Source organism: Streptomyces sp. NPDC031274 (genome assembly GCF_055570235.1).
On the sequence record NZ_JBVIHP010000002.1, the window covers coordinates 288782 to 314760 of the forward strand.

23 protein-coding genes and 1 pseudogene are annotated in these 25979 nt (G+C 71.7%); 9 read left to right on the forward strand and 15 right to left on the reverse strand.

Annotation, left to right across the window (positions count from 1 at the left end):
* Window positions 1–99: 99 nt before the first annotated feature.
* Both ACZ5CR_RS04220 and ACZ5CR_RS04225 read left to right on the forward strand, forming a co-directional pair.
* Window positions 100–1389 carry a molybdopterin-dependent oxidoreductase gene (locus ACZ5CR_RS04220; protein ID WP_468853383.1) on the forward strand — a complete coding sequence of 430 codons (1290 nt, stop codon included), beginning with the start codon at window positions 100–102 and terminating at the stop codon, window positions 1387–1389.
* Window positions 1389–1868, forward strand: a complete 480-nt coding sequence (locus ACZ5CR_RS04225; protein ID WP_468853384.1) for a hypothetical protein — start codon at window positions 1389–1391, stop codon at window positions 1866–1868. Before ACZ5CR_RS04220 ends, ACZ5CR_RS04225 begins: the two co-directional genes overlap by 1 nt.
* Here the strand turns inward: ACZ5CR_RS04225 and ACZ5CR_RS04230 are convergent.
* The 3 genes and pseudogenes from ACZ5CR_RS04230 to ACZ5CR_RS04240 form a co-directional block, all read right to left on the reverse strand.
* Complete coding sequence (locus ACZ5CR_RS04230) at window positions 1820–2503, reverse strand: class I SAM-dependent methyltransferase (RefSeq protein WP_468853385.1); 684 nt, start codon at window positions 2501–2503, stop codon at window positions 1820–1822. The genes ACZ5CR_RS04225 and ACZ5CR_RS04230 overlap by 49 nt on opposite strands.
* The gene (locus ACZ5CR_RS04235) at window positions 2500–3174 is read right to left on the reverse strand and encodes a TIGR04282 family arsenosugar biosynthesis glycosyltransferase (protein ID WP_468853386.1); all 675 of its coding nucleotides are present in this window, start codon (window positions 3172–3174) and stop codon (window positions 2500–2502) included. Before ACZ5CR_RS04235 ends, ACZ5CR_RS04230 begins: the two co-directional genes overlap by 4 nt.
* A 364-nt stretch (window positions 3175–3538) precedes the next feature.
* Window positions 3539–4277: pseudogene (locus ACZ5CR_RS04240) on the reverse strand (glycosyltransferase family 2 protein); the annotation flags it as partial.
* Window positions 4278–4401: 124 nt separating this feature from the next.
* Between ACZ5CR_RS04240 and ACZ5CR_RS04245 the strand changes: the two are divergent.
* A complete protein-coding gene (locus ACZ5CR_RS04245; protein ID WP_468853388.1) occupies window positions 4402–5202 on the forward strand; it encodes a response regulator in 801 nt (266 codons plus the stop codon).
* A 5-nt stretch (window positions 5203–5207) separates the two neighbouring features.
* Window positions 5208–6320 (forward strand): sensor histidine kinase, encoded by a 1113-nt coding sequence (locus ACZ5CR_RS04250; RefSeq protein ID WP_468853390.1) that lies wholly within the window; start codon window positions 5208–5210, stop codon window positions 6318–6320.
* 69 nt (window positions 6321–6389) lie between these two features.
* Here ACZ5CR_RS04250 and ACZ5CR_RS04255 read toward each other — a convergent pair whose 3' ends face one another.
* From ACZ5CR_RS04255 to ACZ5CR_RS04270, 4 genes are all read right to left on the reverse strand, one after another.
* Complete coding sequence (locus ACZ5CR_RS04255) at window positions 6390–7439, reverse strand: NAD-dependent epimerase/dehydratase family protein (protein WP_468853391.1); 1050 nt, start codon at window positions 7437–7439, stop codon at window positions 6390–6392.
* Window positions 7440–7570: 131 nt separating this feature from the next.
* Entirely contained in the window at window positions 7571–8965 is a 1395-nt protein-coding gene (locus ACZ5CR_RS04260) for a carboxyl transferase domain-containing protein (RefSeq protein WP_468853393.1), read from the reverse strand.
* Window positions 8958–10409 (reverse strand): acyl-CoA synthetase, encoded by a 1452-nt coding sequence (locus tag ACZ5CR_RS04265; RefSeq protein ID WP_468853394.1) that lies wholly within the window; start codon window positions 10407–10409, stop codon window positions 8958–8960. The genes ACZ5CR_RS04260 and ACZ5CR_RS04265 overlap by 8 nt, the downstream gene beginning before the upstream one ends.
* A gap of 56 nt (window positions 10410–10465) precedes the next feature.
* Window positions 10466–11719 carry an SLC13 family permease gene (locus ACZ5CR_RS04270; RefSeq protein ID WP_468853395.1) on the reverse strand — a complete coding sequence of 418 codons (1254 nt, stop codon included), beginning with the start codon at window positions 11717–11719 and terminating at the stop codon, window positions 10466–10468.
* A 223-nt stretch (window positions 11720–11942) separates the two neighbouring features.
* On the opposite strand from ACZ5CR_RS04270, the gene ACZ5CR_RS04275 reads away from it, so the two are divergent.
* From ACZ5CR_RS04275 to ACZ5CR_RS04285, 3 genes are all read left to right on the forward strand, one after another.
* A complete protein-coding gene (locus ACZ5CR_RS04275) occupies window positions 11943–12659 on the forward strand; it encodes a FadR/GntR family transcriptional regulator (RefSeq protein WP_468853396.1) in 717 nt (238 codons plus the stop codon).
* A gap of 96 nt (window positions 12660–12755) precedes the next feature.
* The gene (locus ACZ5CR_RS04280) at window positions 12756–13442 is read left to right on the forward strand and encodes an esterase/lipase family protein (RefSeq protein WP_468853888.1); all 687 of its coding nucleotides are present in this window, start codon (window positions 12756–12758) and stop codon (window positions 13440–13442) included.
* A gap of 116 nt (window positions 13443–13558) precedes the next feature.
* Window positions 13559–14863, forward strand: coding sequence for a YhgE/Pip domain-containing protein (locus tag ACZ5CR_RS04285; RefSeq protein ID WP_468853398.1), 1305 nt, complete (start codon window positions 13559–13561; stop codon window positions 14861–14863).
* Window positions 14864–14870: 7 nt separating this feature from the next.
* On the opposite strand, the gene ACZ5CR_RS04290 is transcribed toward ACZ5CR_RS04285, so the two are convergent.
* The 8 genes from ACZ5CR_RS04290 to ACZ5CR_RS04325 form a co-directional block, all read right to left on the reverse strand.
* Window positions 14871–15935 (reverse strand): YncE family protein, encoded by a 1065-nt coding sequence (locus ACZ5CR_RS04290; RefSeq protein WP_468853399.1) that lies wholly within the window; start codon window positions 15933–15935, stop codon window positions 14871–14873.
* A gap of 118 nt (window positions 15936–16053) precedes the next feature.
* A complete protein-coding gene (locus ACZ5CR_RS04295; protein WP_453538313.1) occupies window positions 16054–16590 on the reverse strand; it encodes an NUDIX hydrolase family protein in 537 nt (178 codons plus the stop codon).
* A gap of 15 nt (window positions 16591–16605) precedes the next feature.
* Window positions 16606–17703, reverse strand: a complete 1098-nt coding sequence (locus tag ACZ5CR_RS04300) for an iron-siderophore ABC transporter substrate-binding protein (RefSeq protein ID WP_468853401.1) — start codon at window positions 17701–17703, stop codon at window positions 16606–16608.
* Window positions 17703–19574, reverse strand: a complete 1872-nt coding sequence (locus tag ACZ5CR_RS04305; protein WP_468853403.1) for an ABC transporter ATP-binding protein — start codon at window positions 19572–19574, stop codon at window positions 17703–17705. Before ACZ5CR_RS04305 ends, ACZ5CR_RS04300 begins: the two co-directional genes overlap by 1 nt.
* On the reverse strand, window positions 19571–21265 hold the full coding sequence (locus tag ACZ5CR_RS04310; RefSeq protein ID WP_468853405.1) for an ABC transporter ATP-binding protein: 1695 nt from the start codon (window positions 21263–21265) through the stop codon (window positions 19571–19573). Before ACZ5CR_RS04310 ends, ACZ5CR_RS04305 begins: the two co-directional genes overlap by 4 nt.
* Before the next feature lie 61 nt (window positions 21266–21326).
* Complete coding sequence (locus tag ACZ5CR_RS04315) at window positions 21327–22247, reverse strand: ABC transporter ATP-binding protein (protein ID WP_468853407.1); 921 nt, start codon at window positions 22245–22247, stop codon at window positions 21327–21329.
* Between the two features lie 3 nt (window positions 22248–22250).
* Window positions 22251–23378 (reverse strand): FecCD family ABC transporter permease, encoded by a 1128-nt coding sequence (locus tag ACZ5CR_RS04320; RefSeq protein ID WP_468853408.1) that lies wholly within the window; start codon window positions 23376–23378, stop codon window positions 22251–22253.
* Window positions 23379–23380: 2 nt separating this feature from the next.
* Entirely contained in the window at window positions 23381–24406 is a 1026-nt protein-coding gene (locus ACZ5CR_RS04325; RefSeq protein WP_468853410.1) for a FecCD family ABC transporter permease, read from the reverse strand.
* 220 nt (window positions 24407–24626) lie between these two features.
* On the opposite strand from ACZ5CR_RS04325, the gene ACZ5CR_RS04330 reads away from it, so the two are divergent.
* Together ACZ5CR_RS04330 and ACZ5CR_RS04335 are read left to right on the forward strand one after the other, a co-directional pair.
* Window positions 24627–25169 carry a nitrobindin family protein gene (locus ACZ5CR_RS04330; protein ID WP_468853412.1) on the forward strand — a complete coding sequence of 181 codons (543 nt, stop codon included), beginning with the start codon at window positions 24627–24629 and terminating at the stop codon, window positions 25167–25169.
* 207 nt (window positions 25170–25376) lie between these two features.
* Window positions 25377–25892 carry a lytic polysaccharide monooxygenase auxiliary activity family 9 protein gene (locus ACZ5CR_RS04335; protein ID WP_389900250.1) on the forward strand — a complete coding sequence of 172 codons (516 nt, stop codon included), beginning with the start codon at window positions 25377–25379 and terminating at the stop codon, window positions 25890–25892.
* The last annotated feature ends 87 nt before the right edge of the window (window positions 25893–25979 follow it).

Genomic DNA, 25979 nt, shown 5'->3' on the forward strand with positions numbered 1-25979 from the left:
CGCAGGTGGGGCGGTTGACGGGGCTCCGAGGGACGACGTCAGCGTTTCGTCATGAGTCATGAGCCCGCTGGGGGACAGGGTCCGGCATACGGTCGATCCATGCCCCCCGCACCACGTGTGACCTCTCCTGCCGACCCCGGTTTCTGGCGCAGTCCGCTGCGCGGGCCCTGGCTCACCTCGGTGCTCGGCGTCGTTCTGCTGGTCGGTATCACTGTGCTGTTCGTGACCGGCCTGCTGTCGTACGCCGCGTACAACCCGAACCTGTCACCCGTCAACGACAAGACACCCGACAAGGGCCTCCTCGGCTTCTATCTCTTCGCCTGGCCGACCGATCCGCACTGGCTCTACCGCCTCAACCAGGGCCTGCACGTCACGGTCGGCATCACGCTGATCCCGGTGCTGCTCGCGAAACTGTGGTCGGTGCTCCCGAAGCTCTTCACGCTGCCTCCCGCCCGCTCGATCGGGCACGCCCTGGAGCGGGTGTCGCTGCTCCTCCTTGTCGGCGGCGCTCTCTTCGAATTCGTCACCGGCGTCCTCAACGTCCAGCTGGAGTACCTCTTTCCCGGCTCGTTCTACCCGCTGCACTTCTACGGTGCCTGGGTGTTCTTCGCCGCGTTCGCGGCCCATGTGGTGCTGCGCCTGCCCCAGGCCGTACGCGTTCTGCGCGAGCCGGGGTGGCGCGCACGGCTGCGTGACCCGCGTCCCGAGCCGATCGACGAAATCGACGAAATCGACGAAGGCGGCTTGGTGGCGCCCCGGCCCGCGGCGCCGACCCTGTCGCGGCGGGGAGCGCTCGGCATGGTCGGTGCGGGTTCCGCCCTGCTGTTCGTGACGACGGCGGGGCAGACGGTGGACGGGCCTCTGCGCCGCACCGCGCTGTTCGCGCCGCACGGCGGCGGCGATCCGGGGAGCGGTCCGAACGGCTTTCAGATCAACAAGACGGCCGCGAAGGTGGGCGTCGAGCCGCGGGACACGGGCGAGCTGTGGCGGCTGGTCGTCAGCGGACCACGGCACGATGTCAGCCTGTCCCGGAGCGAATTGCTCCAACTGCCGCTGCACAGTGCCGCGTTGCCCATCGCCTGCGTCGAGGGCTGGTCGACGTCGGACCAGCGGTGGCGCGGGGTACGGCTGCGGGACCTCGCCGCCTTTGCCGGGTTCGACGAGGACCCGCCGGGCGTCCTCGTGGAGTCCTTGCAGCGGCACGGGGCCTTCCGCAAGGCCGCGTTGCGCGACAACCAGGTCCGCGACCCGCGCTCCCTCCTCGCGCTGTACGTGAACGGGCAGGACCTGTCGCCGGACCACGGATACCCGGCACGGATCATCGTTCCGGCCGCGCCCGGCGTGCTCAACACCAAGTGGGTGTCCCGTCTGACCTTCGGGGAGCTGTGATGACCGGTCCGGCACACCGACTGCGCCGGTGGTACGGCGAGGGGCCGCTGCAACTCCTCGTGCTCCTTGCCTCGTTCGCGCTCGCCGGATATGCGGGGGTGCGCCTGCTGAGCGGTGATCGGCTGATGATCGCGGTCTGGTTCGTCGGTGCCGCGCTGGTGCACGATCTGCTGTTCGTGCCCGCGTACGCACTCGCGGACCGCGTGCTGCGGGCCGCCGCCGAAGGGCGGCGGAGCCGCGGGGAGCTGATCAACTTCGTGCGCGTTCCGGTCTTCCTGTCCGGGACGCTGTTGCTGGTCTGGTTCCCGCTCATCACCGGACGGGTGGAGCGCTATGAGTCCGCCACCGGGCTCCCGGCCGGTGACTTCCTCGTCCGCTGGCTGATCGTCACGGCCCTGCTGTTCGCGGGATCCGCCCTGTGCCGGGTCCTTCAGACGCGGCGCAGGGCGAGGAAGGAACGGCCGCCGGTGGTCCACTGATCGGCCGGATGCCAGCCGAGCGGACGGGCGTGACGCAGCAGGGCGGGGGTGCCGAGGCGGGCCCAGGGGAACAGCTCGCCCAGGGTGCCGTGCCCGTCGTCCACGTGCACCTCCACCCGCTCGTCGACGTCCACCGGCGCGGTCTCCACGATCAACAGGCCGTCAGGGGTGAGGAGTTGGGCGACGCGCGCGAGCAGCGCGGCCGGATCGCCGCCGATCCCCACATTGCCGTCGATGAGCAGGGCGGTCCCCCAGCGGCCCTCGCCCGGCAGCGCGTCGAAGACGGAGCGGAGCAGTGCGGTGCCGCCGAGTCGGAGCGTGTGGTCGACGGCCGCCTGGCTGACATCGACCCCCAGGACGCGATGGCCTCGCTCCGCGGCGCCCGCCACCAGGCGGCCGGGCCCGCAGCCGATGTCGAGGACACTGCCCTCGCAGCGACGCAACGCGGACAGATCCGCCGCGTCGGCACTCGCACACCAGCGTTCTACGTCCAGGGGCAGCAGCCAGCCGTCGCTGCGGCGCAGGAACAGTGGGCCGTGGCCGTTGCGCAGGGCGTTGGTGTACGGATCCGCACGCCAGGGGGTGGCAGCTCGGCCGGTCCTGCGGAGGGCCGTGTCCGGCGGTGCGGTGCTCATCGGCCGCCGCCCGTGCCCGTGCCCGTGCGCCCGGCCGGCGTCGCCAGGCGGGCGAGCGCGGCGGCGAACCGGCTGTCCGGCGCGGCGACGGCGACCTTCCCCGCGTCGGCGGCCGTGTCGACGTCGCGCAGCCGGGGCAGCTCGCGCACCCTCAGCCCGGCGCCGGTGAGCCGGGCCCGTTGCAGGGCGCCGGTGTCGGGCCTCGACATGGGGACGCCGCGCAGCAGCTCCGGATCGGGCTCGGCGAGACCCAGCGCCCAGAAGCCGCCGTCGACGGCGGGGCCGAACCAGGCGTCGCAGTCCTGCCAGGCGTCGGGGCCGAGCGCGGGGGCGAGCAGGCCGGGGGTGATCTGGGGGGTGTCCATGCCGACCAGGAGGGTCGGCCCCGAGCAGCCTGCGAACGCCGCGGCGAGCCGCTCGTCCAGGCCGCCCGCGCACTGGGGCACCACGTCGATGCCGGGAGGCAGCCAGGGGCCCGGCTGCCCGTCGAGCACCAGGACGCGTCGGTGGGCGGGCGCCGCCAGGACGGTGTCGAGAGTGTCGGCGAGCGAGGCCGCGGCGAGACCGGCGGCCTCCTCGGGGGAGTAGGGCGGGGTGAGGCGGGTCTTCACTCGCCCCGGCAGCGGCTCCTTGGCGATGACGAGCAAGGTCGTGGTCCCGTACGAGGTCACGCGGCACCGCCTGACGCTCGCCGCGCGGGGGTGACGGGGTCGGCGGGATCGGCGGAACCGACAGAGTGGCCGGGATCGACAGGATCGGCGGGACCGACAGGGTTGCCGGGGTCGGCGGGATCGGCGGGACCGACAGGGTTGCCGGGATCGGCGGGACCGACAGGGTTGCCGGGATTGACAGGATCGACAGGATCGGCGGAACCGACAGAGTGGCCGGGACCGACCGGGCCGCCGGTACCGGCAGGATCGCCGGAACCGCCAGAGTCGCCGGAACCGCCAGAGTCGCCGGGACCGACTGGGCCGACGGAACCGCCAGAGTGGCCGGGACCGACAGGATCGACAGGGCCGTCAGAAACTGCCCGCGGTGGTTCCGCAGCTGCCCCCGGTGGTTCCGCGAGCACGGCCCGCATGTCGCGCACCGCGTGCCACGTCCCGAGCCACGTCCCCGTGACCTTCGACTTCCCGGCGCGCGGCAGATACGGCACGTCCCGCTCCTCGATCCGCCAGCCGGCGTCGGCCGCCCGCACGACCATTTGCAGCGGGTATCCGCTGCGCCGGTCGGTCAGGCCGAGCCCGAGCAGCGCCTCGCGCCGCGCAGCCCGCATCGGGCCCAGATCGTGCAGACGTACGCCGGTACGCCGCCGCAGCATCCGGGCGAGCGCCAAGTTGCCCGCGCGGGCGTGCGGCGGCCAGGCGCCGCGTCCCTGGGGGCGGCGCCGTCCGACGACCAGATCCGCTTCACCCTCCGCCACCCTGCGTACGAACGTCCGCAGCAGCCCCGGATCGAGGGAGGCGTCGCAGTCGCAGAAGCACACGATGTCCGCGTCGGACGCGGTGAGGCCCGCGTGGCAGGCGGCCCCGAAGCCGCGCCGCCGCTCGTGCACGACGGTGGCACCCAGGGCGCGGGCGATGTCCGGCGAACCATCGGTGGAGCCGTTGTCGACGACGACGGCCCGCCAGCCATCGGGGACGCGTTCCAGGACCCAGGGCAGTGCGGCGGCCTCGTCGAGACAGGGCAGGACGACATCGACCCGAACGGCGCGCGGGTCATACGCGCCGGGCACGTCGTGCGCCCCGGGTGCTACGGAGGGGGAGGGGGTCATGTGACTCACCCTATGAATCCGAACCGGACATATTGGACTTGAGGTTCTTACGAAACAGGGACGTCGGCAACCGGGAGCACGCCTGACCGGCCGGTCTCCGCGCGGCAGGTGCGACGCTGGCGGTATGCAGCCACCACCGCAGGACCGCGCCCCCACCGGGGCCGCCGCGCCCGGCGCCCCCACGCCCCGGGTGCTCGTCGTCGACGACGATCCGACCGTCGCCGAGGTCGTCGCGGGCTACCTGGAGCGCGGCGGCTACCGGGTCGACCGCGCCGGGGACGGCCCCGGGGCCCTGGAGCGCGCCGGAGCGTTCCGGCCCGATCTGGTCGTCCTCGATCTGATGCTGCCCGGCATGGACGGTCTCGAGGTGTGCCGCCGTCTGCGCGTCACGGGCCCGGTGCCCGTCATCATGCTCACCGCCCGCGGCGACGAGGACGACCGGATCCTGGGCCTGGAGATAGGGGCCGACGACTACGTCACCAAGCCGTTCAGCCCGCGCGAACTGGTCCTGCGGGTGGAATCGGTGCTGCGCCGCAGCCGCGCGGCCCGCGCTCCCGAGGCCGTCGCCACGCTGCGGGCCGCGGGCCTGTGGGTGGACCCGGTCGCGCGCCGCGCGACGAAGGAAGGAGTCGAACTCGCCCTCACTCTGCGCGAGTTCGACCTCCTCGCCTTCCTCCTTCGCCGCCCGGGACAGGCGTTCGGGCGGGAGGAGCTGATGCGGGAGGTGTGGGGCTGGGAGTTCGGCGACCTGTCCACGGTCACCGTCCACATCCGCAGGCTCCGCGGCAAGGTCGAGGACGACCCGGCGAGGCCGCGGCTGATCCAGACGGTGTGGGGTCTGGGGTACCGCCTCGACGTTCCACCCCTCGACGTTCCGTCCCGCGACGCATCACCCTTCGACGTACCACCCCGAGCAGAAGGCTGACCCTCATGCAGGACATCCTGGTCATCGCCCTCTTCGCCTTCCTGGGCGCCGCGAGCGCGGGGCTGCTCGGCGCCCTGGCGCTGCGCCTCCTTCGGCACCGCTCCCTCGCGGTGTCGATGACCGTCGTGGCGGCCGTAGCGGTGCTCGCGATGCTGGCGGGGACGCTCGCGGTGGCCTGGGAGATGTTCCTGTCGCCGCACGACCTGACCGTGGTCACCATCGTCGTGGCGATGGCCGCCGTGGTCTCGCTCGCCACCGCGCTGCTGCTCGGCCGCTGGGTGGTCGCCCGCAGCAACGCCCTGACCCTGGCGGCCCGTTCCTTCGGTGACGGCGGCAGCTTCGCCGCGCCGCCCGAGCCCGTGAGCGCCGAACTCGCCGCACTGACCAGAGAGTTGCAGTCGACCAGCGCCAAGCTCGCCGAGTCACGGGAGCGCGAGCGGGCCCTTGAGCGCTCACGGCGCGAACTGGTCGCCTGGATCTCGCACGACCTGCGCACCCCGCTCGCCGGGCTGCGGGCCATGTCCGAGGCGCTCGAGGACGGCGTGGCGGCCGACCCCGACCGCTATCTGCGCCAGATCCGCACCGAGGTCGAACGCCTGAACTCCATGGTCGGCGACCTCTTCGAACTCTCCCGCATCCACGCGGGCGCGCTGGCTCTGTCGACGTCACGCATCTCCGTCTACGACCTGGTGGGCGACGCGCTCGCGGGCGTCGATCCTCTCGCCCGCGAGCACCGGGTGCGTCTCGTCGGCGACAGCGTCGAGGCCGTGCCTGTCGAGGTCGACAGCAAGGAGATGAGCCGCGTCCTCGGCAATCTCCTGATCAACGCGATCCGCCGTACACCGGCCGACGGAACCGTCGCGGTGGCCGCGGAGCGCTCCCCGGACGGCGTCGTCGTGTCCGTGACCGACGGTTGTGGCGGCATCCCCGAGGAGGATCTGTCCCGCGTCTTCGACACCGGCTGGCGCGGCAGCCAGTCCCGCACACCCCCGGCGGGCGCGGGCCTCGGCCTCGCGATCGTGCGTGGCATCGTCGAGGCCCACCAAGGCCGGGCGGCCGTACGCAATGTGGCGGGCGGCTGCTGTTTCGAGGTCACGCTGCCGACGGCACGGGGGTAGTCACGTCATCCCTCGCCAAGCTTTTCGTCGGGGTAGCCCCGTCATCCCTCGCGAGCCTTCGACGGGGGGCTACCCTCGCAGCGGCGCCTTCGCGAAGGAAGCCATCCCCTCGGCGAAGCCCACCTCGGCCCGCCACCCGAGCTCCGCCCGCAGCCTCCCCGAGTCCGCCGTGACATGCCGTACGTCCCCGAGCCGGTACTCACCCGTCACCGCCGGGGCCGGTCCGCCGAACGCCCGCGCGAGCTCACCGGCCATCTCCCCGATGGTGCGCGGCTCACCGCTGCCGGTGTTGTACGCCGTGAACGCCCCCGCCTCCCGCTCGCGCACCGCGTCGAGCGCCATCGCATTGGCCGCCGCCACATCGCGTACGTGCATGAAGTCCCGCCGCTGACGGCCGTCCTCGAAGACCTGGGGTGCCTCGCCCCGCTCGAGCGAGGAACGGAAGAACGAGGCCACACCGGCGTACGGGGTGTCGCGGGGCATGCCGGGGCCGTACACGTTGTGATAACGCAACGACACCGCACGGCCACCGCTCGCCCGCGCCCACGCGGCGGCCAGATGCTCCTGCGCCAGCTTGGTCGACGCGTACACATTGCGCGGATCGGCGGGCGCGTCCTCGCCCACCAGGCCAGGGGACAACTCGGCCCCGCAGTCCGGACAGAGCGGCTCGAAGCGCCCGGCGTCCAGATCGGCCGCCGCGCGCGGACCCGGCCGGACGACGCCGTGCCGGGCGCACTCGTACCGCCCCTCCCCGTAGACCACCATCGACCCGGCGAGCACCAGATCCCGCACCCCGCACGCGGCCATCTCGGCGAGCAGGACGGCCGTACCCAGGTCGTTGCAGCCGACGTACTCCGGGGCGTCCGCGAAATCCTTGCCGAGCCCCACCATCGCCGCCTGGTGACAGACCGCGTCGACCCCGCGCAGCGCGTCCCGCACCGCGTCCCGGTCCCGCACATCGGCGACGGTCCACCGCTGCCCTTCGTGCGGTCGCGGTGGCTCACGGTGGGCGGAGGGCAGCAGGGCGTCGAACACCGCCACCTCGTGCCCGCGCTCCGAGAGGGCTTCGACCACGTGCGATCCGATGAACCCGGCGCCGCCGGTGACAAGTACGCGCATGCCGTCCACGCTAGGCGCGCGGAGCCGGGCTGACGATCACCGACGGGGCTCCGTCACAGGTCCGTAAGAAGGAAGTGGGCATCGGTGACGCCCGCCCCCTCCCACCCCGAGATCTTTCCGCGCACCGCCACTCAGGTCGTCGAGGAGAAGGAGGCCGGGCCTTGAACGCCTCTGGCCAGTCCGAGTTCGACCAGGTCCTGTGGGCGAAGGCGCAGTTGCTCCGCCGTCGACCGGATCTCCTCGTCCGCCCGTTTGAGGATCGCGGCGGCAGGCTCCGGGGCGATCACCGAGAAGTAGCTCTCCGGAGTCGCCCAGAGGTTGTCCGGCGCCGCGAGGGCGAGTGCGCCGCCGGAGCCGCCCTCGCCGATGACCAGTGAGGTGACCGGTACCGGCGCGGTGGCGACGGCGGTGAACAGATCGGCGATCGCTGCTCCCGCGCCCGCCCGTTCGGCCTCCGCCCCGTTCGCGGCCCCCGGGGTGTCGACAAGCGTGAGCACAGGAATGCCGAGCCGCCCCGCGAGCCGGACGAGCCGGGCGGCGGTGCGGTACCCGGCGGGTGTCGTCGCCGTTCCGCACTGTGCCGCGTAGGCGACCGTCCGCCCCTCGCGCGACCCGAAGCCGCAGAGCATGCCCGGGTCCGTGCCCCCGCACCGGTCGCCGCGCAGGGGCACGCGGTCGGTGAAGTGGGCGTCCAAGTAGGCGGTGGCGCGCGGACGTTCGGGGGCGCGGGCGCGGCTCACGGCCTCCCAGCCGGTGGCGGGCAGATCGGTACGGCCGAGTGCGTTGGGGGGTTCGGCCCTGTCCGGAGTGGGAGCGGACAGCAGCCCGAGGCGCAGGGACAGCGCTTCGCGCAGTTCTTCAGGGCGTACGACCTCGTCGATCGCGCCGGCCGCCACCTGGGACTCGGCGGTGTACGCCGTCGGATCCGTGTCCGCCGGGCGCACCCGGGACCCGGCGAAGCCGACCTGGCTGCCGGGCAGGGCCAGGATCAGGTCGGCACCTGCCCCCAGGGTGGCCCAGCCGCCGCCCGTGGTCGGATCACGCAGGACCGCGATCCGGGGGAGGCCCGCCGCGCCGGTGAGTGCGGACTGCCGTGCCACGCGCTGCAGTTGGACCAGGGCGCGCATGCCCTCCTGCATGCGGCTGCCCCCCGTCGCGATCAGCGAGACGACGGGCAGCCGGTGGGCCCGGGCGTGACGGTGTGCGGCCTCGAGGCGGTCGCCCGTGCGCTCGCCGAGGGAGCCGCCCAGAAAGCCGAACTCGAAGGAGATGATCACCGCCCGGGTGCCGCCCACGGTAGCGGCGCCGCAGACCACCGACTCGCGTTCGCCGGTACGTTCCTCGGCGCGGGCACGGGAATTGGCGTACCCCTCCCAGCCGATCGGACCGTCCTGCCCCGCTGCTTCGGTGAACTCGTGAGCAGGGGCGGGGAGTTCACGGAAACTGTCCTGATCGGCCACGGCGTCGATCGCCGCGCGGGCGGTCAGGCGAACGGCCGCCTGACCGCCGGGCGTGGACTCAGGCATGGAGGGACCGCTTCATGATCTTCCCCATGTCGTTGCGGGGGAGCTCCGGCAGATAGCGCACGATCCGAGGACGCTTGTGCGGGGCGAGCTGGGCGGCCACATGGTCCGCCAAGTCCTTCTCCGCGGGCGGCTGCTCCGGGTCACTCGGCACGATCCAGGCGACGATGCGCTCGCCGAGGTCGTCGTCCGGTTCGCCGGTCACGGCGGCCTCGCGTACGCCCGGGTACTCCAGGAGGGCGTTCTCGATCTCGCCCGCGCCGATCTTGTAACCGCCGCTCTTGATGAGGTCGGTGGCCTTGCGGCCGACGATGCGTACGTAGCCGTCGTCGTCGCGCAGCGCCATGTCGCCGGTGCGGAACCAGCCGTCGGCGGTGAAGGCCGCGGCGGTGGCGTCGGGGCGGTTGAGATACTCGGTGAAGAGGTTCGGGCCGCGCACCTCGATCTCGCCGACCTCCAGCGGGTCCGAGGTCTCGGCGCCCGACTCGTCCACGAGCCGCAACTCCACACCGCCCAGCGGCACCCCGACGGTTCCGGCGCGCGGTTCGCCGTCGGCCCGCACGCTCGTGTTCATCAGGGTCTCCGTCATGCCGTACCGCTCGACCACCCGGCGCCCTGTCGCCGCCGCGATCCGCTCGTGGTCGTGCACGGGCAGCGCGGCAGAGCCGGAGACCAGGAGCCGAGCGCCGGACAGGGCCTTGGTCAGACCCGGATCGGCGGGCAGCGCCTCCGCGATGCGGTGATACATGGTGGGTACGCCGAACATCATCGTGGCCCCGTCGGTCAGTTCGCGCCGCACCCCCTCGATGGAGAACCGGCCCAGATGCCGTACCGAACCGCCCCTGCGCAGCGGCCCGAGGATGCCGAGGATCAGACCGTGCACGTGGAACAGCGGAAGTCCGTGCACCAGCACGTCGTCGGACGTCCACTGCCAGGCGTCCTCAAGGGCGTCCAGAGTGGCGGTGAGGGCACGGCGGGGCAGTACCGCGCCCTTGGGCGGTCCTGTGGTGCCCGAGGTGTAGACGACCAGGGCGGGGGACTCGGGGCCGGGTTCGGCGGGCAGCTCCGACGCCGTCGGGGTACTGGTGAGCGTGATGTCCTTGCGCTCCAACGCCCGCAGCGGTACAGGGAGTTCGTCACCCGGCGCCGCGAGCACCACCGTCGGGGCGCTGTCCGCCACGATGTGCCCCAGCTCGCGCTCGCCGATCTTCGGGTTCAGCGGCACCACGGGTACCCCGGCGAGCAGCGCGGCCACCACACCGACGGCGGTTTCGAGCGTCGGTGTCGCCCACAGCGCGACCCGGCGCGCCGAGCCGATCGAGGTGGCGAGCGAACCGGCCGTCGCGGCGAGTTCGGCGTATGTCAGCGAGCGCTCGCCGAAACGCAGGGCGGGCAGCTCGGGGCCCGCGACGAGGGTCGGGAAGAGGGGCGGATGGGCAGAACTCACGCTGTGTGTCTCCTTGGTTGTCGTCGATGGTCCTTCGAGGGCCATGGAGGTTCGTCCTACCCGAATCCTGGCACCACGAGAGCGAGCCACACCGCAGCGGGTACGACGGCCACCACGATCCCCCCGTACACCATCAGCTGCCGGAAGAAGCGTTCCCGGTCGACGTCCGGGGCGGCGGCGAGCACCAGCGCGCCGTTGGTCGAGAAGGGGCTGACGTCCACGACGGTGGCGGAGACGGCGAGCGCCGCGATCATGCCGACCGCGCCGATCTCGCCCTGGGCCAGGAACGGCACGGCGAGCGGGATCAGCGCGCCCATGATCCCGACCGAGGAGGCGAACGCGGAGACGATCGCGCCGATGTAGCAGAGCAGCAGGGCGGCCAGGAGCGGGACGCCGATGTCGGAGACGCCCTCTCCGGCCCAGTCGATGGTGCCCATCTCCTCCAGTACGCCGACGTAGGTCAGGACACCGCAGATCAGGAGCACGCTCGACCAGGCGATCTCGCCGACGGCCTTGCGGCTGGACTCGGGCCAGAACGCGCTGAGGATCACGGCCAGGGTGATGGCGCTCAGACCGGCGTCGAGGTCGAAGCCGAGTACGGCGACGACGAGGGCGACCAGCGCGGCGAGGGTGGCGATCTTGGCCGGATCGAGCCCTGAACCGGCCTCCCGGGTGGCCGACTTGGACTCCTCGCCCGTGTCGCGGCCGCCCAGTTTCAGCCCGCCGAAGAGGACGAAGACGACCCCGGCGATGAGGAGATTGACGACGAGCGAGGCGAGGAAGAGCGCGATCTCGTTGCCCGGAAGATTCTCGCGCTCCACGATGCCGTTGACGATGGAGCCGTAGATGCTGATGGGCGAGAAGCCGCCGCCCTGGGCCCCGTGCACCACCATGGCGCCCATCAGGAGAGGACTGATGCCGTACTGGGCGGCGAAGCTCAGGGCGATCGGCGCGACGATCGCCACGGCGGCCGGGCTGACGGCGCCGATCGCGGTGAGCGCGCCGGTGATCACGAACATCACCCAGGGGATCAGCGCGATCCGCCCGCGCACCAGGCGGATGGACGCGTGCACCAGCCAGTCCGTGGTGCCGTTGGCGCGGGCGATCGCGAACAGATACGTCACGCCGACCAGGACGACGAAGAGATCGCCGGGGAAACCGGCGAAGATGCCGTCCGCGTCGAGATCGGCGGCCAGCTCGCCGACCGCGAAGGCGGCGGCGAAGGCGAGCGCGCCCATGTTGATGGAGCGGGTGGTGGCGATCACGAAGACCACCACGAGTACGAGGATGGAGATGAGTTCGGCGGACATCGTGGGCTCCCGTCCCTGGGGCCGTCCCTCAGTGGCCAAGTGGCTGAGCCAATTCGGCCGTTGGCGGAATTCAGCGTCGGGGAATCGTTTTCGGCCGTCAAGAGATCGGACGCAAATTGGCTCAGCCAATTGGCCACTCGTCCACTGGGGCGGCCGCTGTTAGGCTGCGAATCCAACGGCAGGGGACCGAAATTCGGCATGGGGACCGAAATGGGGGGTTGGGATGTCTGACGCGCTGCGCCCCATGGGCAGGACGAGGCTGTACGAGCAGGTGCTCGACCGGCTCCGTGCCTACGTAGGCGAAGGCGGCCTGCGCTCCGGCGACCGGCTGCCTCCCGAGCGCGAACTTGCCCAGCGCCTCGGTGTCTCCCGCGCCTCCGTCAAGCAGGCCATCGTCGTACTCGAAGTGCAGGGTCTGGTCGAGGTGCGGCACGGCGGCGGCACCTACCTGGTCAAGGACAGCCTGGACGCCGAGCCCGTCGAGCGGCTCGTGGAGCGCAAGCGGCGGCTGCCCGACGTCCTCGAAGCGCGCGAGGCTCTGGAGACCAAGCTCGCCGAACTGGCCGCCGAGCGGCGTACGGACGAGGACCTGCGGGCGATGCGGGGCGCCCTCGACACGATGGCGCGGGAGATCGAGGCGGGCGAGCGCGGAGTCGAGGGCGACCGGCTCTTCCACGCCGCGGTGACCGCGGCCGCGCACAGCGTGCTGCTCGCCGAGTTCATGAACTCCATCGCCGAGCAGATCGCCGAGAGCCGCAACGAGTCGCTGCGCCAGGTGCGGCGCCCCGCCCGTTCCCTCGCCCAGCACCACGCGATCCTCGACGCCGTCGAGGCCGGCCGGGGCCGGGCGGCGGCGGCCGCGATGCGCAGGCATGTCCGGACGGTCGCGAAGGTGCGGCTCCTCGACTGGAACCCGGACGCCGAGGCGAGCGAGGCGTAATACCCGCGGTAACTTCCCTACCGCACGGGGATGTTCATCGGCCGTCGCAGCCCCCACCATTCTCGGGACGTTCACTTGACCGAGGGGAAGCCTGTGCTGCGCCGATCTTCCGTACCGTTGACCATCGCGGCCGCCGCCGCCCTGCTGACGCCGCTGACCACGGCCCACGCGGACGAGGCCCCGACGGCCGTCCGCACTCCGGTGATCTTCGTCCATGGCTACAACGCCGACCCGGGTGTGTGGGGCTCTCTGCGCGACGACTTCAAGGCGTCCGGTTACACGGACGCCGAGCTGTTCTCCTGGGGGTACGACACCAGCCAGTCGGTGAACGAGGTGCTCTCCGGCCGGTTCGCCGCGTACGTCGAGCAGGTGCGCGCCCAGTCCGGCGCCGCCAAGGTGGACATCGTCGCCCACTCCTTCGGCAGCCTTGTCACGCGCTGGTACGTCAAGCACGGCGGTGGCACCGGGACGGTCGCCCACTGGGCCTCCCTCGCGGGACCCAACCACGGCACCGCCACGGCCTGGGCCTGCGCCGCCTGGTCGCAGGCCTGTCGTGACATGACACCGGGCTCGTACGTACAGGACGGGCTCGCGGAGGGCGACGAGACACCGGGAGACGTCGCCTACGCGACCTGGTGGTCCCGCTGCGACGAGGTCATCAATCCGGACGACAGCGTGCTCCTCGACGGGGCGACGAACAACGCGGCGGGGTGCCTGAAGCACAACGATCTGCTGGGGGACGACGGGGTGTCACAGGGAGTGCGGGACTTCGTCAGCGACTAGCTGGACGGGAGTCGAAATCGGTGGAGGTGACGTAAACAGGCCCCATTTGCCTGTTCCTCCCCTCCTGAACGTGTTGTTCGCGTCGGGCGTCGCACGCGGCCCCGAAGCTGGGCACCATGGATGACGACAACGCTCCCCACCACGACGCTCCCCGCCACACCGGAACCGGGGCTCGCGCCTCCGTGCTCCTGCGCCGCCCCAAGCTGTGGCTGGTGCCCACCGTTCTGACCGGGCTGCTCGCCCTGCTGCTCTCCCTGCTCTACATGGGCGGCATCATCAGCCCGAACCGTGACCTGCGCGACCTGCCCCTCGCCCTCGTCAACGCGGACCAGGGAGAGCCCCCGCCCGGCCAGAAGCAGAACCTGGGAACACAGGTCACCAGGACTGTTCTCTCCGACACGTCGAGCGACAAGGCCGACTGGCGTGAGCTGACGCGGGCCGAGGCCCAGGACGAGCTGGATTCCGGCAAGATCTACGGCGCCCTGCTCATCCCCGCGAACTTCAGCGACTCGGTCGCCGCGCTCACCACCACGGGCGCGAAGGAGCGGCCGACGATGACGGTCCTCACCAACCCCGGGATGGGCAGCCTCGGTTCCTCACTGGCGAGCAAGATCACCACGGCGGCCGCACAGCAGTCGTCGCAGGCCATCGGCAAGCAGCTGAAGGCGGCGGGCGCCGACAAGAAGGCGGGCCCCACCGCGGACCTGCTCCTGGCCGACCCCGTCGCCGTCACCACTCAGGTCGGCCACCCCATCGGCGAGAACAGCGGCCTGGGCCTCAGCGCGTTCTACTACACCCTGCTGCTCGTCCTGGCCGGGTTCCTCGGCGCCAACCTCATCGGCATGGGCGTCGACACCGCCCTCGGCTACGCCGACAGTGAGATCGGCCCCTGGCACACCCGTCGCCCGACCGTGCCGATCAGCCGCACCCAGACGCTGCTCCTGAAGATGGCCATGACCGCGGGGATCACGGTCCTGACCACCACCTTGGTCATGCTGGCCACCATCACGATCCTGGGCATGGACGCCACCCATCTGCCGCTGCTGTGGATCTTCTCCTACTGCGCGAGCCTCGCCGTCGGCCTGGGAGTCCAGGCCATCAACGCGGCCTTCGGTGGGATCGGCCAGCTCGTCTCCATGTTCGTGTTCATCGTCCTGGGCCTGCCCTCGTCCGGGGCCACCATCCCGCTGGAGGCGGTCCCCGGCTTCTACCGCTTCCTCGGCATCTTCGAGCCCATGCGCCAGCTCAGCGGTGGCGTCCGCGCCATCCTCTTCTTCGACGCCCGCGCCGACGCAGGACTCGGACGTGCCTGGATCATGATCGCGGTCGGCAGCGTCGTCGCCGTGGCCTTCGGGTTCGCGATGACCCGCTACTACGACCGCAAGGGGCTGCACCGGATGACTCCGCAGCCCTCGCCCTGAACTCGCGTCAGCGGCCGAGTCGTACGCGGGTGAGCAGGTCTTCGCCCGCGGGCCCGGATGCCGACTTGTCGACCACGTACGCGTGGCCGTCGGTCACCTGCACGTGGTTGGGGTTCGCGCCGGTGGCCACGGACCTCACGACGGCTCCCTTGCGCGGGTCGACGACCGTGACGGTGGCGGTCGTGCGGTTGACGGCGAGGACGTGGCCCGAACGCCGGTCGACGGCGACGGACTTGGTGCCGCCGCCGGTGGTCACGGACCGGGTGACCGCGCCCTTGCGCAGGTCGACGACCGTGACGGTGCCCGAGGTCTGGTCGGCGGTGTAGGCGGTGCGGCCGCTCTTGGAGAGGGCGATCGAGAGCGGCCCCTCACCGGCCGGGACGAGACGCGGGCTCCCGGCGCCGGGGGAGACCTCGATGATCTGGGCGCCGTGGTGGTCGGCGGCGTACACCGTGCCCGTCCGCTTGTTCAGGGTGAGGCCCGTCGGTCCGGTTCCGGGGACGGTGACGCGCTTCTTCTCCTTGAAGGTGGCGGAGTCGAACGCGACGAGGGCGCCGTCGGCGAAGGCGCTCGCCCACACCGTGTCGCGCCGCTCGTCGACGACTATCTCGCGGGAGTGGTTCACACCGGGCAGCGTGGCGAGGCGCCTGCCGGTGCGCTGGCTGTACACGGCGACGGAGTTGTCGCGGGTGTTCGTCGTCCAGACGGTGTTGTGCTCGTCGTCGACGGCGACTCCGTAGACCGACTCGACGGCGCCGCTGACCGAGTCCGTCACCGGCGTCCTGTAGGCCTTCTCCACCTTCAGCGTGTCCGGGTCGACTCTCAGCAGCCGGGAGTCGGTGACGGTGGCGGGTGGCTGGCCGACGGAGGACGTGACCCAGAGCGCGTCGTTCCGCTCGGAGTACGCGGACTGGTACAGGCCCTGCCTGACCGGCACCGTGACGGTGGGCGAGCCGGTCATCGCCGTGTCGGCGCCCGCGGTGCCGGTCGGGACCAGGGCGCTTCCCGCGGCGAGCGACACGGCGATCGCGAGGGAACGGGAACGGCGGGCCCGGCGGGTGGTTGAGCTCATGCTGCGTCGATCTCCTTGGCAGAGGTGCCTCCGGAGAGAGGCACTCGCCGATCAACTTAGCTGAGCCTTACCTAATCCGTCATGCCCTTGATCCCCCGGTCAGGGAAGCGACCGGCGTTCAGGAAAGGCAACCGGCATGCGCGAGAGCCTGCTTGAGGAGGAGGCCGTGACCGCCCGGCATCTCGTTCTGGACCCCCTCCGACGAGGCCTCCTGCGGACTCAGCCAGACCAGGTCGAGAGCGTCCTGCCGGGGGCGGCAGTCGCCGGCCACCGGAACGATGTAGGCGAGGGACACCGCGTGCTGGCGGGGGTCGTGGAACGGAGTGATGCCGTGCGTCGGGAAGTACTCGGCGACGGTGAAGGGCTGCAGGGAGGCCGGGACGCGGGGGAGCGCCACCGGGCCGAGGTCCTTCTCCAGGTGGCGCAGAAGGGCGTCCCGGACCCGCTCGTGGTGCAGGACCCGGCCGGAGACGAGGGAGCGGCTGACCGCTCCGTCCCGCCCCATTCCCAACAGCAGTCCGATGCTGGTGACTTCGCCGCTGTCGTCGACGCGCACCGGCACCGCCTCGACGTACAGGATCGGCATGCGCGCACGCGCGTCCTCGAGCTCGTCGGAGGTCAGCCAGCCGGGCGTGGTTTCGGTCGTGTCAGACATCGGCTGATCATACGTTCACTGGCTCCCGGCGTGCTGCTTCACTTTCGTCGCGGTGTCGCCGTCGACGGCCGACGCCAGTTGCGGAACCAGGCGTTCCAGCATGTACGGCAGGCTCAGCACCGTCACGAAAGAGACGGAGTTGCCGTAGTCGCTCGCCTCCGCGACATACACTTCGCGGTCCTCCTTGGCCACGTCAAGGTCGGCGTAGAGGGCGTTCTCGTCGAGCTTGGCCTCGTCCTTCGCCGGGTCGGAGGCGATCCATACGATCGCGTCGGTGTCGAGCAGATCGGTGCGCTCCTTGCTGATGTTGGCGCCGAACTCGTCACCGATGACCTCGTCCAGATCGCTCGGCAGAGTGAAGCCGAGACCGGTGAGGACCCGGGAACGGGGGTCCTGGCCGCCGAACGCGAAGATTCCCTCGTACGGGGTGGCCATCACGGCGCTCGACCTGGCGAACTCCGGGTTCTCCTCGGCCGCGTTCTTGAAGTCGCCCTCGACCTCCGTCACCAGCTTCTTGGCCTTGGCCTCCTGCCCGAGCGCTCTGCCGATGGTCTCGGTCTGCCGCTGCCACGGAACCCCGAAGTCGTTGTACTCCTTCGGCTGGGCCACCACCGGGGCGAACTTCGACAGGGTCGCGTACTGCTCCTTGGTCAGACCTCCGTAGACGGCGAGGATCAGGTCAGGGCGGAGTGCGGCGATCTTCTCCGTCTGCGGACCTGTGCCGGTGTCCTTCAGGACGGTCGGCGCCTTGGCGCTGCCCAGGGCGTCGGTGGCCCAGGGGCCGACAGCGCCCTTGTAGCCCCCGAGCCACTCGGTGGTGCCGACGGGCACCTTGCCCAGGGCGAGTACGGCGTCCTGGTCGGTGAGGCCGACCGTGACGATCCGCTTCGGTTCGGCCTTGACGGTGGTGCTGCCGTACTTGTGCGCGATGCTCACCGGGAAGGCGCCGTTCTTGGACGCGGCCTCGTCCGAGCCGGTGCCGGAGTCGTCGCCGGAGCCGCAGGCCGTGGCGGCGAACAGGAGGAGCGCGGCGGCGAGGGCCGTGGCGAGGCGAGCGGGCCTGACAGCGGGTCGGTCAGCAGGTGCGGGAGCGCGTCCGGGAGAGCCGGGCATCAGTCGACGTCCTTCACGGTGGTGGTGTCGGGTCCTGCCTGGCGCGTGCGGGGCTTGTCGGTCGCGGTGCGGGTGCCGGACCACGCCTCCCAGAGGGAGGCGTAGGGCCCGGAGCCTTCGCGCAGTTCATCGTGGGTGCCGCTCTCCACGATCCGGCCGCCCTCCATGACGATGATCCGGTCCGCGGCCGCGGCCTGGGTGAGGCGGTGCGCGACGACGAGCGCGGTGCGTCCCTCGGTCGCTCGGCCCGCGGCCTTCTCCAGGAGGCGTGCGCCGGTGCTCCCTGCCTCGGCCGTCGCCTCGTCGAGCACGGCGACCGGCGGATCGGCGAGCATCAGGCGGGCCAGGGCCAGTTGCTGGACCTGGGCGGAGGTGAGGCGGTGGCCTCCGTCGCCCACGACCGTGTCCAGGCCGTCGGGCAGGGCTTCGACCCAGTCGAGGGCGTCGACATCGGTCAGCGCCGTACGCAGCTCGTCGTCGGTGGCGTCGGCATGGGCCAGGCGCAGATCGTCCGCGAGCGGCCCGGCGAACACGTGCGTCTCCTGGGTGACCAGAGCCACCGGCAGGCCCTCGCCCCGGGCCCGGGTGCCGCTCAGGTGCACCGAGCCCGAGGTGGGCCGGTGCACCCCCGCGATGAGCTTGGCGAGGGTGGTCTTGCCCGCGCCGCTCGGGCCGACGAGGGCCACCCGTTCCCCGGCCCGGAGCGTGAGGTCCACGTTCTGCAGGACGGTCCTGCCGGGTATGTAGGCGTGGTCGATGCCGGTCACCGTGACGGTGCCGTCCGGCGTCGCACCGGGCTCCCCGTCCGGGTTGCGCGGTGCCTGCGCCGGTTCAGGGGTCGGCTCGTCGGCGACCCCGACGAGGCGGGCGAGCGAGGCGGTCGCCGACTGCGCGTCGTCCAGGAGTACGAGTGCGGAGTTGACCGGCGCGAACAGGCTGTGGAAGTAGAGCGCGGCGGCGGTCGCGGTGCCGATGGACACGGAGTCCGCGCGGACGAGGAGGAAGCCGGTGACGAGGACCGCGGCGAGGCCGGTGTACTCGGCGACGTGCAGACGGTTGTAGAAGTCCAGGACCAGGCGTATGCCGCGCATCTTCAGCTGGACGGCGGTCGACGAACGCCGGGTCACCCGCTCGGTGTGCTCCTCCTCGATGCGAAAGCCCCGCACCGTGCCCGCGCCGGCGATGGTGTCGAGGAGCTGCTGCTGCTGTGCTCCGGTGGCGATGCGCTGCTGGGCGTAGAGGGGGACGGCGTGGCGGACGTACCAGCGGGCGGTGGACGCCTGGACGGGCACCGCGAGGAGGGCCGCGAGGAAGAAGCGCCAGTCCAGCGCCGCCATCGCGGCCAGCGTGAGGACGATGGCGAGCAGGGAGCGGGCCAGCTCGGGCAGGGCGTCGCGCACCGCCTCGCCGACCACCGAGACGTCCCGGGTCACCCGGGCCGTGAGGTCTCCTGCCCCGGCCTTCTCCACCTGCTCCAGCGGCAGCCGCAGGGCCTTCTCCACGAACCGTTCGCGCAGCTGCGCGAGCACGGTCTCGCCGAGCCGGGAGACGAGCGAGAGGCCGAGCGCGGTGGTTCCTCCGTGCACGACGGCGACCAGGATCAGCAGGACGACCGGGAGCGTGAGGTGCCCCGGCGGGTGCTGATCCGCCACCAGGTCCACGATGCGGCCGAGGATCGGCTGGACGAGCAGGCCCATGCCGGTCGCCGCGATCATCACCGCGAAGCCGCCGACGGCCAGGCCGCGGTGCGGGCGTACAAGGTCGCGGACCGCGGCGCGGGTGCGGGGCGCGGTGGCGGTGGGGAGCAGTTCGCGGGTGTCCGGACGCTGCTCGGTCGAGGTCTCGGACATGTCGATCGAGGTCTCGTTCATGCCAGTACCGCCGTGCGATAGGCCTCATGACGCTGGATCAGGTCGGCGTGCGGAGCCGAGTCGGTGACCCGGCCTTCGTCCAGGAGCACCACCCGGTCGGTGACCGAGAGCAGTGCGGGGCTTGTGGTCACCAGGACCGTGGTGCGGCCCTTGCGGATCTCGCGGAGACCGGCGGCGATGCGCGCCTCGGTCACGGCGTCGACCGCGGTGGTCGGATCGTGCACCACCAGGACGGGCCGTTCGGCGGCCAACGCCCGTGCCAGGGCGACGCGTTGACGCTGCCCGCCCGAGAGTGAGTGGCCGCGCTCACCGACCGACGTGTGCTCGCCGTCCGGCAGCGTCTGGGCGACCTGTGTCACTCCGGCGGCCGCCATCGCCGATTCCGGGTCTGTGGCATGGGGCGCGGCGGCCGTGACGTTCTCGCGGACGGTGCCTTCGAAGAGGTCGGCGTCGTGCGCGGCGACCAGCATCGCCGTGCGCAGCTCGGCCGGGTCGAGGTCCCGCAGGGGTATGCCGTCCAGCTCCACGGTCCCGGTGTCGGGATCGGTCTGCCGGGCCAGGCAGCGCAGCAGATCGGTGGCGTGCGCGGGGTCGGTCGCGACCACTCCGAGCAGTTCGCCGGGCGCGACGTCCAGATCCACTCCGCGCAGCCCACCGTGGCGCACGCCGTCGAGCCGGACCGCGCCGCGTACCGGCTGGGGCAGGCTGCGGTCTCCGGCGGTGATGGTGGGCGGGGTGGCGACGACCTCCGCGATCCGGGTGGCCGATGCCCGGCCCTGGGCGAGCTCGGCGTTGACCCAGGCGAGCACCTCCAGGGGGCCGAGGAGGAAGAGCGCGAGCCCGACCGCCGAGACCAACTCGCCGAGACTGATGCTGCCCTGGGCGGCCAGCCTGCCGCCCACCAGGGCGACGGCGGCGATCAGGCACCCCGTGAGCGTGAGCACCACTCCGCTCTGGAAGGCCTGCGCGCGTGCGGCCTTCAGGGTGGCCCCCAGGGAGTCCCGGCTTGTGGTGCGGTAGCGGGCGATGGCCGCCGACTCACCGCCGATGCCCTTGAGTATCCGCAGGCCCGTCACCAGGTCGGCGGCGACGGCCGACGCGTGCGCCGCGCGCTCCTGCTCGGCCTCGCTGCGGCTCTCCAGGGGCTTGCTCAGGAGATGCCCGAGCCAGAGAAGGACCGGTGTGCCGAGCAGGACGACAAGGCCGAGCGTCGGCGACATGCGCAGCAGGACGACGGCACAGGTGAGGATGCCCGTCAGCGCCGAGACCCCGGCCGTCAGGGCCATGTTGACGGCGCCGACCCGCTTGGCGTCCTCGGTCGCGATGTTGGCGAGCGCTCCGGGCAGTCGGCCGTCCTCGGCTCCGCCGCCGGGGTCCAGGACGCGTCGTACGAGAGAGATGCGCAAGGTGTGCTCGGCCTGTGCCGCGGCCCGCTCGCCGGCCATGGCGCCGAAGCGGAAACTCAGCGCGAGCGCCACATAGCCCACGGCCAGGACGCCGAGACAGACGAGCAGGGCGCCGGTGTCGGAGTCGGTGACGGCCTGGTCGATCGCGACGCCGATCAGGACGGGGACCAGCGCCTCACCTATCTGGTGGCCGGAACCAAGCACCGCGCCGCGGGCGACGTCGCGCCGCTGCCCCCGTATGGACTCTCTCAGGACGTCCCGCCCTGACGGACTTGAAGAACTCACCCGCCACCTCTCCAGGGCCGGACAACGAAATCCAGGCAACGAAAATCTAGGTGAGGGTACCCTAAGCTGATTCCCCGTGGTGGCGCCCCATGGGAATGACAAGGGGGGTGCCGCTGACCGGGTCCGGGGTGATGCGGCACCGCAGCTCGAAGACGTCCCGCACGATGTCGGCGGTGATGACCTCGGCCGGGGTGCCTTCCGCCGCGATCCGCCCCGCCTTCATGGCGACGACGTGGTCGGCGTAGCGGCAGGCTTGATTGAGGTCGTGCAGCACCATCACGACGGTGCGGTTCTCGCGGCGGTTGAGGTCGGTGATCAGGTCGAGCACGTCGATCTGGTGCGCCAGGTCGAGGTACGTCGTCGGCTCGTCGAGGAGCAGTACGGGGGTGCCCTGGGCGACCGCCATGGCGATCCAGGCGCGTTGGCGCTGACCGCCGGAGAGTTCGTCGACGGGACGGTCCGCGAGATCGGTCATGCCGGTCGCGGCCAGTGCCTCGTGGACGGCACGCTCGTCGGACTTCGACCACTGCCGCCACCAGGTCTGGTGCGGTGAGCGGCCGCGGTTGACCAGGTCGATGACGGTGAGGCCCTCCGGTGCGACCGGGCTCTGCGGCAGGATGCCGAGGCGCTGGGCCAGCTCGCGGCTCGGTATGGAGTGCAGGGCACGGCCGTCCAGATGGACGGCGCCGTCACGGGGCGCGAGCAGCCGGGCCAGGGCGCGGAGCAGGGTGGACTTGCCGCAGGCGTTGGCGCCGACGATGGCCGTGATCCGGCCGGGCGGGACGGACAGGTCGAGGCCGTCCACCACGAGGCGGTTGCCGTAGGACAGGCGCAGATCACTGGCCCGCAGTTCCACGGCGGTGGCGGGCGCGGGGTCGGACGTCGTGCCGCGACTACCAGGGCCGGACGTCGTGCCACGACCACCGGAGCCGGACGGCACGGGGTCGGTCGGCAGAGAGCTGGCCGCTGAGTCAGCCGACATGGATCAACCTCCTGAACCCGCGCGGTTGGCGCGGGCGAGCAGCCAGAGCAGGACCGGCGCGCCGAGCACGCCGGTGACGATTCCGACCGGCAGTTCCGTGCCGGGGACGAGCGTGCGGGCGATGAGGTCACTGCCGAGGACCAGCACGGCACCGGCCAGACCCGAGGCGAGCGTGGGCGGCCACGCGGTGCGGGCGAGGCGCTGGGTGATCTGCGGGGCGGCGAGCGCCACGAAGGCCACGGGCCCCGCGGACGCGGTGGCGAAGGCGACGAGCCCGACCCCGGTGAGCAGGACGGCGAGGCGCACCGCCTGTACGCGGGTGCCGAGCCCGGTGGCCACGTCGTCACCGAGTTGCAGAGTGCGCAGCAGCCGCCCGAGCAGCAGCGCCGTAGGCAGCAGCACCGCGAGGGCGATCGCGAGCGGCCCGACCTGAGCCCACGTACGGCCGTTGAGGTTGCCGACCAGCCAGCCGAGGGCGGCCTGCGCCTGGAACCGGCCGCCCTTGGCCACCAGGTAGTCGGTCGCGCTGGTGCAGATCCAGGCCACGCCGATGCCGACCAGGATGATGCGGTAGCTGGTGGCGCCGCGTCGCCAGGCGAGTGCGTATACGACGAGCGCCGTGGCCAGCGCGCCGAGCAGGCCGAGGGTCTGGGTGCCGAGGCCGCCGTCCCAGCCAAGGACGATCCCCGCGACGACGGCGGTGCCCGCGCCCTGCGTCAGGCCGATCATGTCGGGGCTGGCCAGCGGATTGCGGGTCATGGTCTGGAACAGCGCGCCTGAGACACCGAAGGCGACCCCGGCGAACAACCCGACCAGGGCGCGGGGCAGCCGCAGTTCCTCGACGACGAGTACGGTCCCCGGGTCGCCTGAGCCCACCAGAGCGCGCATGACATCGGCGAGGCCGATCGGATAGTCGCCCATCGACAGACCCCAGCAGAACAGCAGGAAGCCCGCGACGGCGAGACCCGCGCCCAGCGCCACGAGCCGGGGACGCAGGATTCCGGAAACGGGCGGCAGGGTCAGCCGGTAGGTGTGCAAAGAGGAAGTGGGTGAGGGAGCGGCCGAGGGAGCGGGCGAGGAAGTGGGCGAGGAAGCGGGTGGCGAGTCGGGCGCCGCCTTCGAACTGCTCATCCTCACACCTCCGACAGATGGCGTCGGCGGACCATGGCGATGAAGAACGGGCCGCCGATGAAAGCGACGACGACACCGGCCTGTATCTCGGTGGGCCGCGCGACGACACGTCCGACGATGTCGGCGGCGAGCAGCAGGCACGGGGCGAGCACCGCCGAAAGCGGAAGCAGCCAGCGGTGGTCCGGGCCGATCCCGGCCAACTGGGCGAGGACGCGGGCGACATGCGGGACGACGAGCCCGATGAAGACGACGGGGCCGATCACCGCGACCGCCGCACCGGTGAGCAGCGTGACCGCCGCGACGCCCTGGAGCCGGATCAGGCCGAGCCGCCGCCCGAGCGAGGCCGCCACGTCGTCGCCCAGGGCCAGGCTGTTGAGGGCCGGTGCGCAGGCCAGGGCGAGGGCCGTGCCCACGGCGACGAAGGGCAGGATCCGCAGGACCGTGGCGCCGTCCTGGTCGGCCATCGACCCTGCCGAGAAGAAGCGGTAGCGGTCGAGCGCGTCGGGGTCGGTGAGCGCGATCGCGCTGGTGAGGGAGGAGAGCAGTGAGGTCACCGCGACACCGGCGAGCGCCAGTTTGACCGGCGTCAGGCCGGAGCGCCCGAGCCTGCCGAGGAGGTAGACCACGACGCTCGCCACGAGGGCGCCGCCGAAGGCGAACCAGACGTACCCGTGGAACGAGCCGACGCCGAGCACCCCGACGGCGAGCACGATGGCGAAGGAGGCGCCGGCGCTGACGCCGAGGATGCCCGGGTCCGCGAGCGGATTGCGCGTCAGGGCCTGCATGAGCGCACCGGAGAGACCGAGGGCCGCGCCCGCCGCGATGCCGAGCGTGGTGCGGGGCACGCGTGCGGACCAGACGATGTTCTCCACGAGGCGGCTCGGAGCGTGGCCGAACAGCGCCCGGACGACTTGGTCCGGCGGAATGCTGGCCGCGCCGAGGGCGATCGACAGGACGCAGAGTGCGGCGAGGAGGGCGCAGAGCAGAGTCACGAGAAGAGCGGGGCGGGCCCTTCCGCTCAGCGTCACCTTGCGGTCTCCAACAGTCAACTTCCTTGAGCGAGGCGGGACTTGGGCGCGCTAGAGGGTGCGAAACCCGCCAAAGCCGGGGCGGGCGATTAGGTTACCCTAACTTTCCGGTCATCGGCGGTGCGTGCTCCCGCCGTTGCCGATTCCTTCCAGGCCAGGCCCCCGCGGACCCCTAGGCTGCTTCCCGGCACCCGCACCTACCCCCCCTGGAGCGCACACCGTGATTGACCCCGCACCGGAGCACCCGTACCCCGACGCTCGCCGAGCGGACGAGGCACCGGCACCGCACGCGCTGCTCGCGCCCGTGCTCGGTCTCCTGGGCACCTGGCGCGGCCGGGGGCAGGGCGAGTACCCCACCATCGAGGCGGACTTCACGTACGCCCAGGAAGTCACCTTCACCCACGACGGCCGCCCCTTCCTGCACTACGAGGCGCGGGCCTGGCTCCTCGACGCCGACGGCGCGCCGCTGCGGCCGTCCGCGCGGGAAAGCGGCTGGTGGCGGCTGCAGCCCGACGGCCGCGTGGAGGCGCTGATCACCCAGCCCACCGGCATCGCGGAGATCGCGGTGGGCCGCGCCACCGGCGACACGATCGACCTCTCCACCAGCGAGGTGGCCCGCACGCCCACCGCCAAGGAGGTGGCGGCCACCCGCCGCCGCTACGAACTGACGGACGCGGACACGCTCACCTTCGTCCACGACCTCGCGGCGGTCGGACAGCCGCTGCAGCACCACCTCTCGGCACGGCTCCACCGCACGGCGTAGGCCACACAAGGCACGCAAGGTACGCGAGGCACGCAAGGCCACGTACGCCAACGCGCCGCCCGCCATCCGCACGCTTCCGCATGTGGCCCGAAAGCGGTCTTGACCGAGGCTTGCCAAAGTCTATGGTCTGGACTAATCGGCCATCGTGAACATCTGGCCCCAGCACTTCACGCACACCCCCACCCCAGCGTCGTGAAGGAGTTACGCATGCACAGGAAGCGGAAGTTGGCGGCCGTGATCGGTGCGGGCCTTGCGCCCGTCCTCGCCCTCACCCTGCCGACCGGTTCGGCCAGCGCGCACGGATACGTCAACGCACCGGCAAGCCGGCAGGCGCAGTGCGCGTCGGGCACGGTCTCGTGCGGCGAGATCAAGTGGGAACCCCAGAGCGTCGAGGGCCCCAAGGGGCTGCGCAGTTGCAGTGGCGGCAACTCCAGGTTCGCCGAGCTCAACGACGACAGCAAGGGGTGGAAGGTCAGCGACGTCAGCAGGACGCAGACCTTCACCTGGACGTTCACCGCACGGCACCGCACCGCGAACTACGAGTACTTCGTCGACGGCACGAAGGTCGCGACGATCGACGGCGGCAACCAGCAGCCGCCGGCCACCGTCCAGCACCAGGTCAACCTCGGCAGCGCCACGGGCAGGCACAAGGTGCTCGCGGTCTGGAACATCGGCGACACGTCGAACGCCTTCTACGCGTGCATCGACGTGAACATACGTTAGGCACGCGTAATTGACGGAGAACGCCGCGACGGAAAACTCTGCGGTCATGGCCCTATGAAGTGATACGTCCTCTGGTTACCCTCCGCC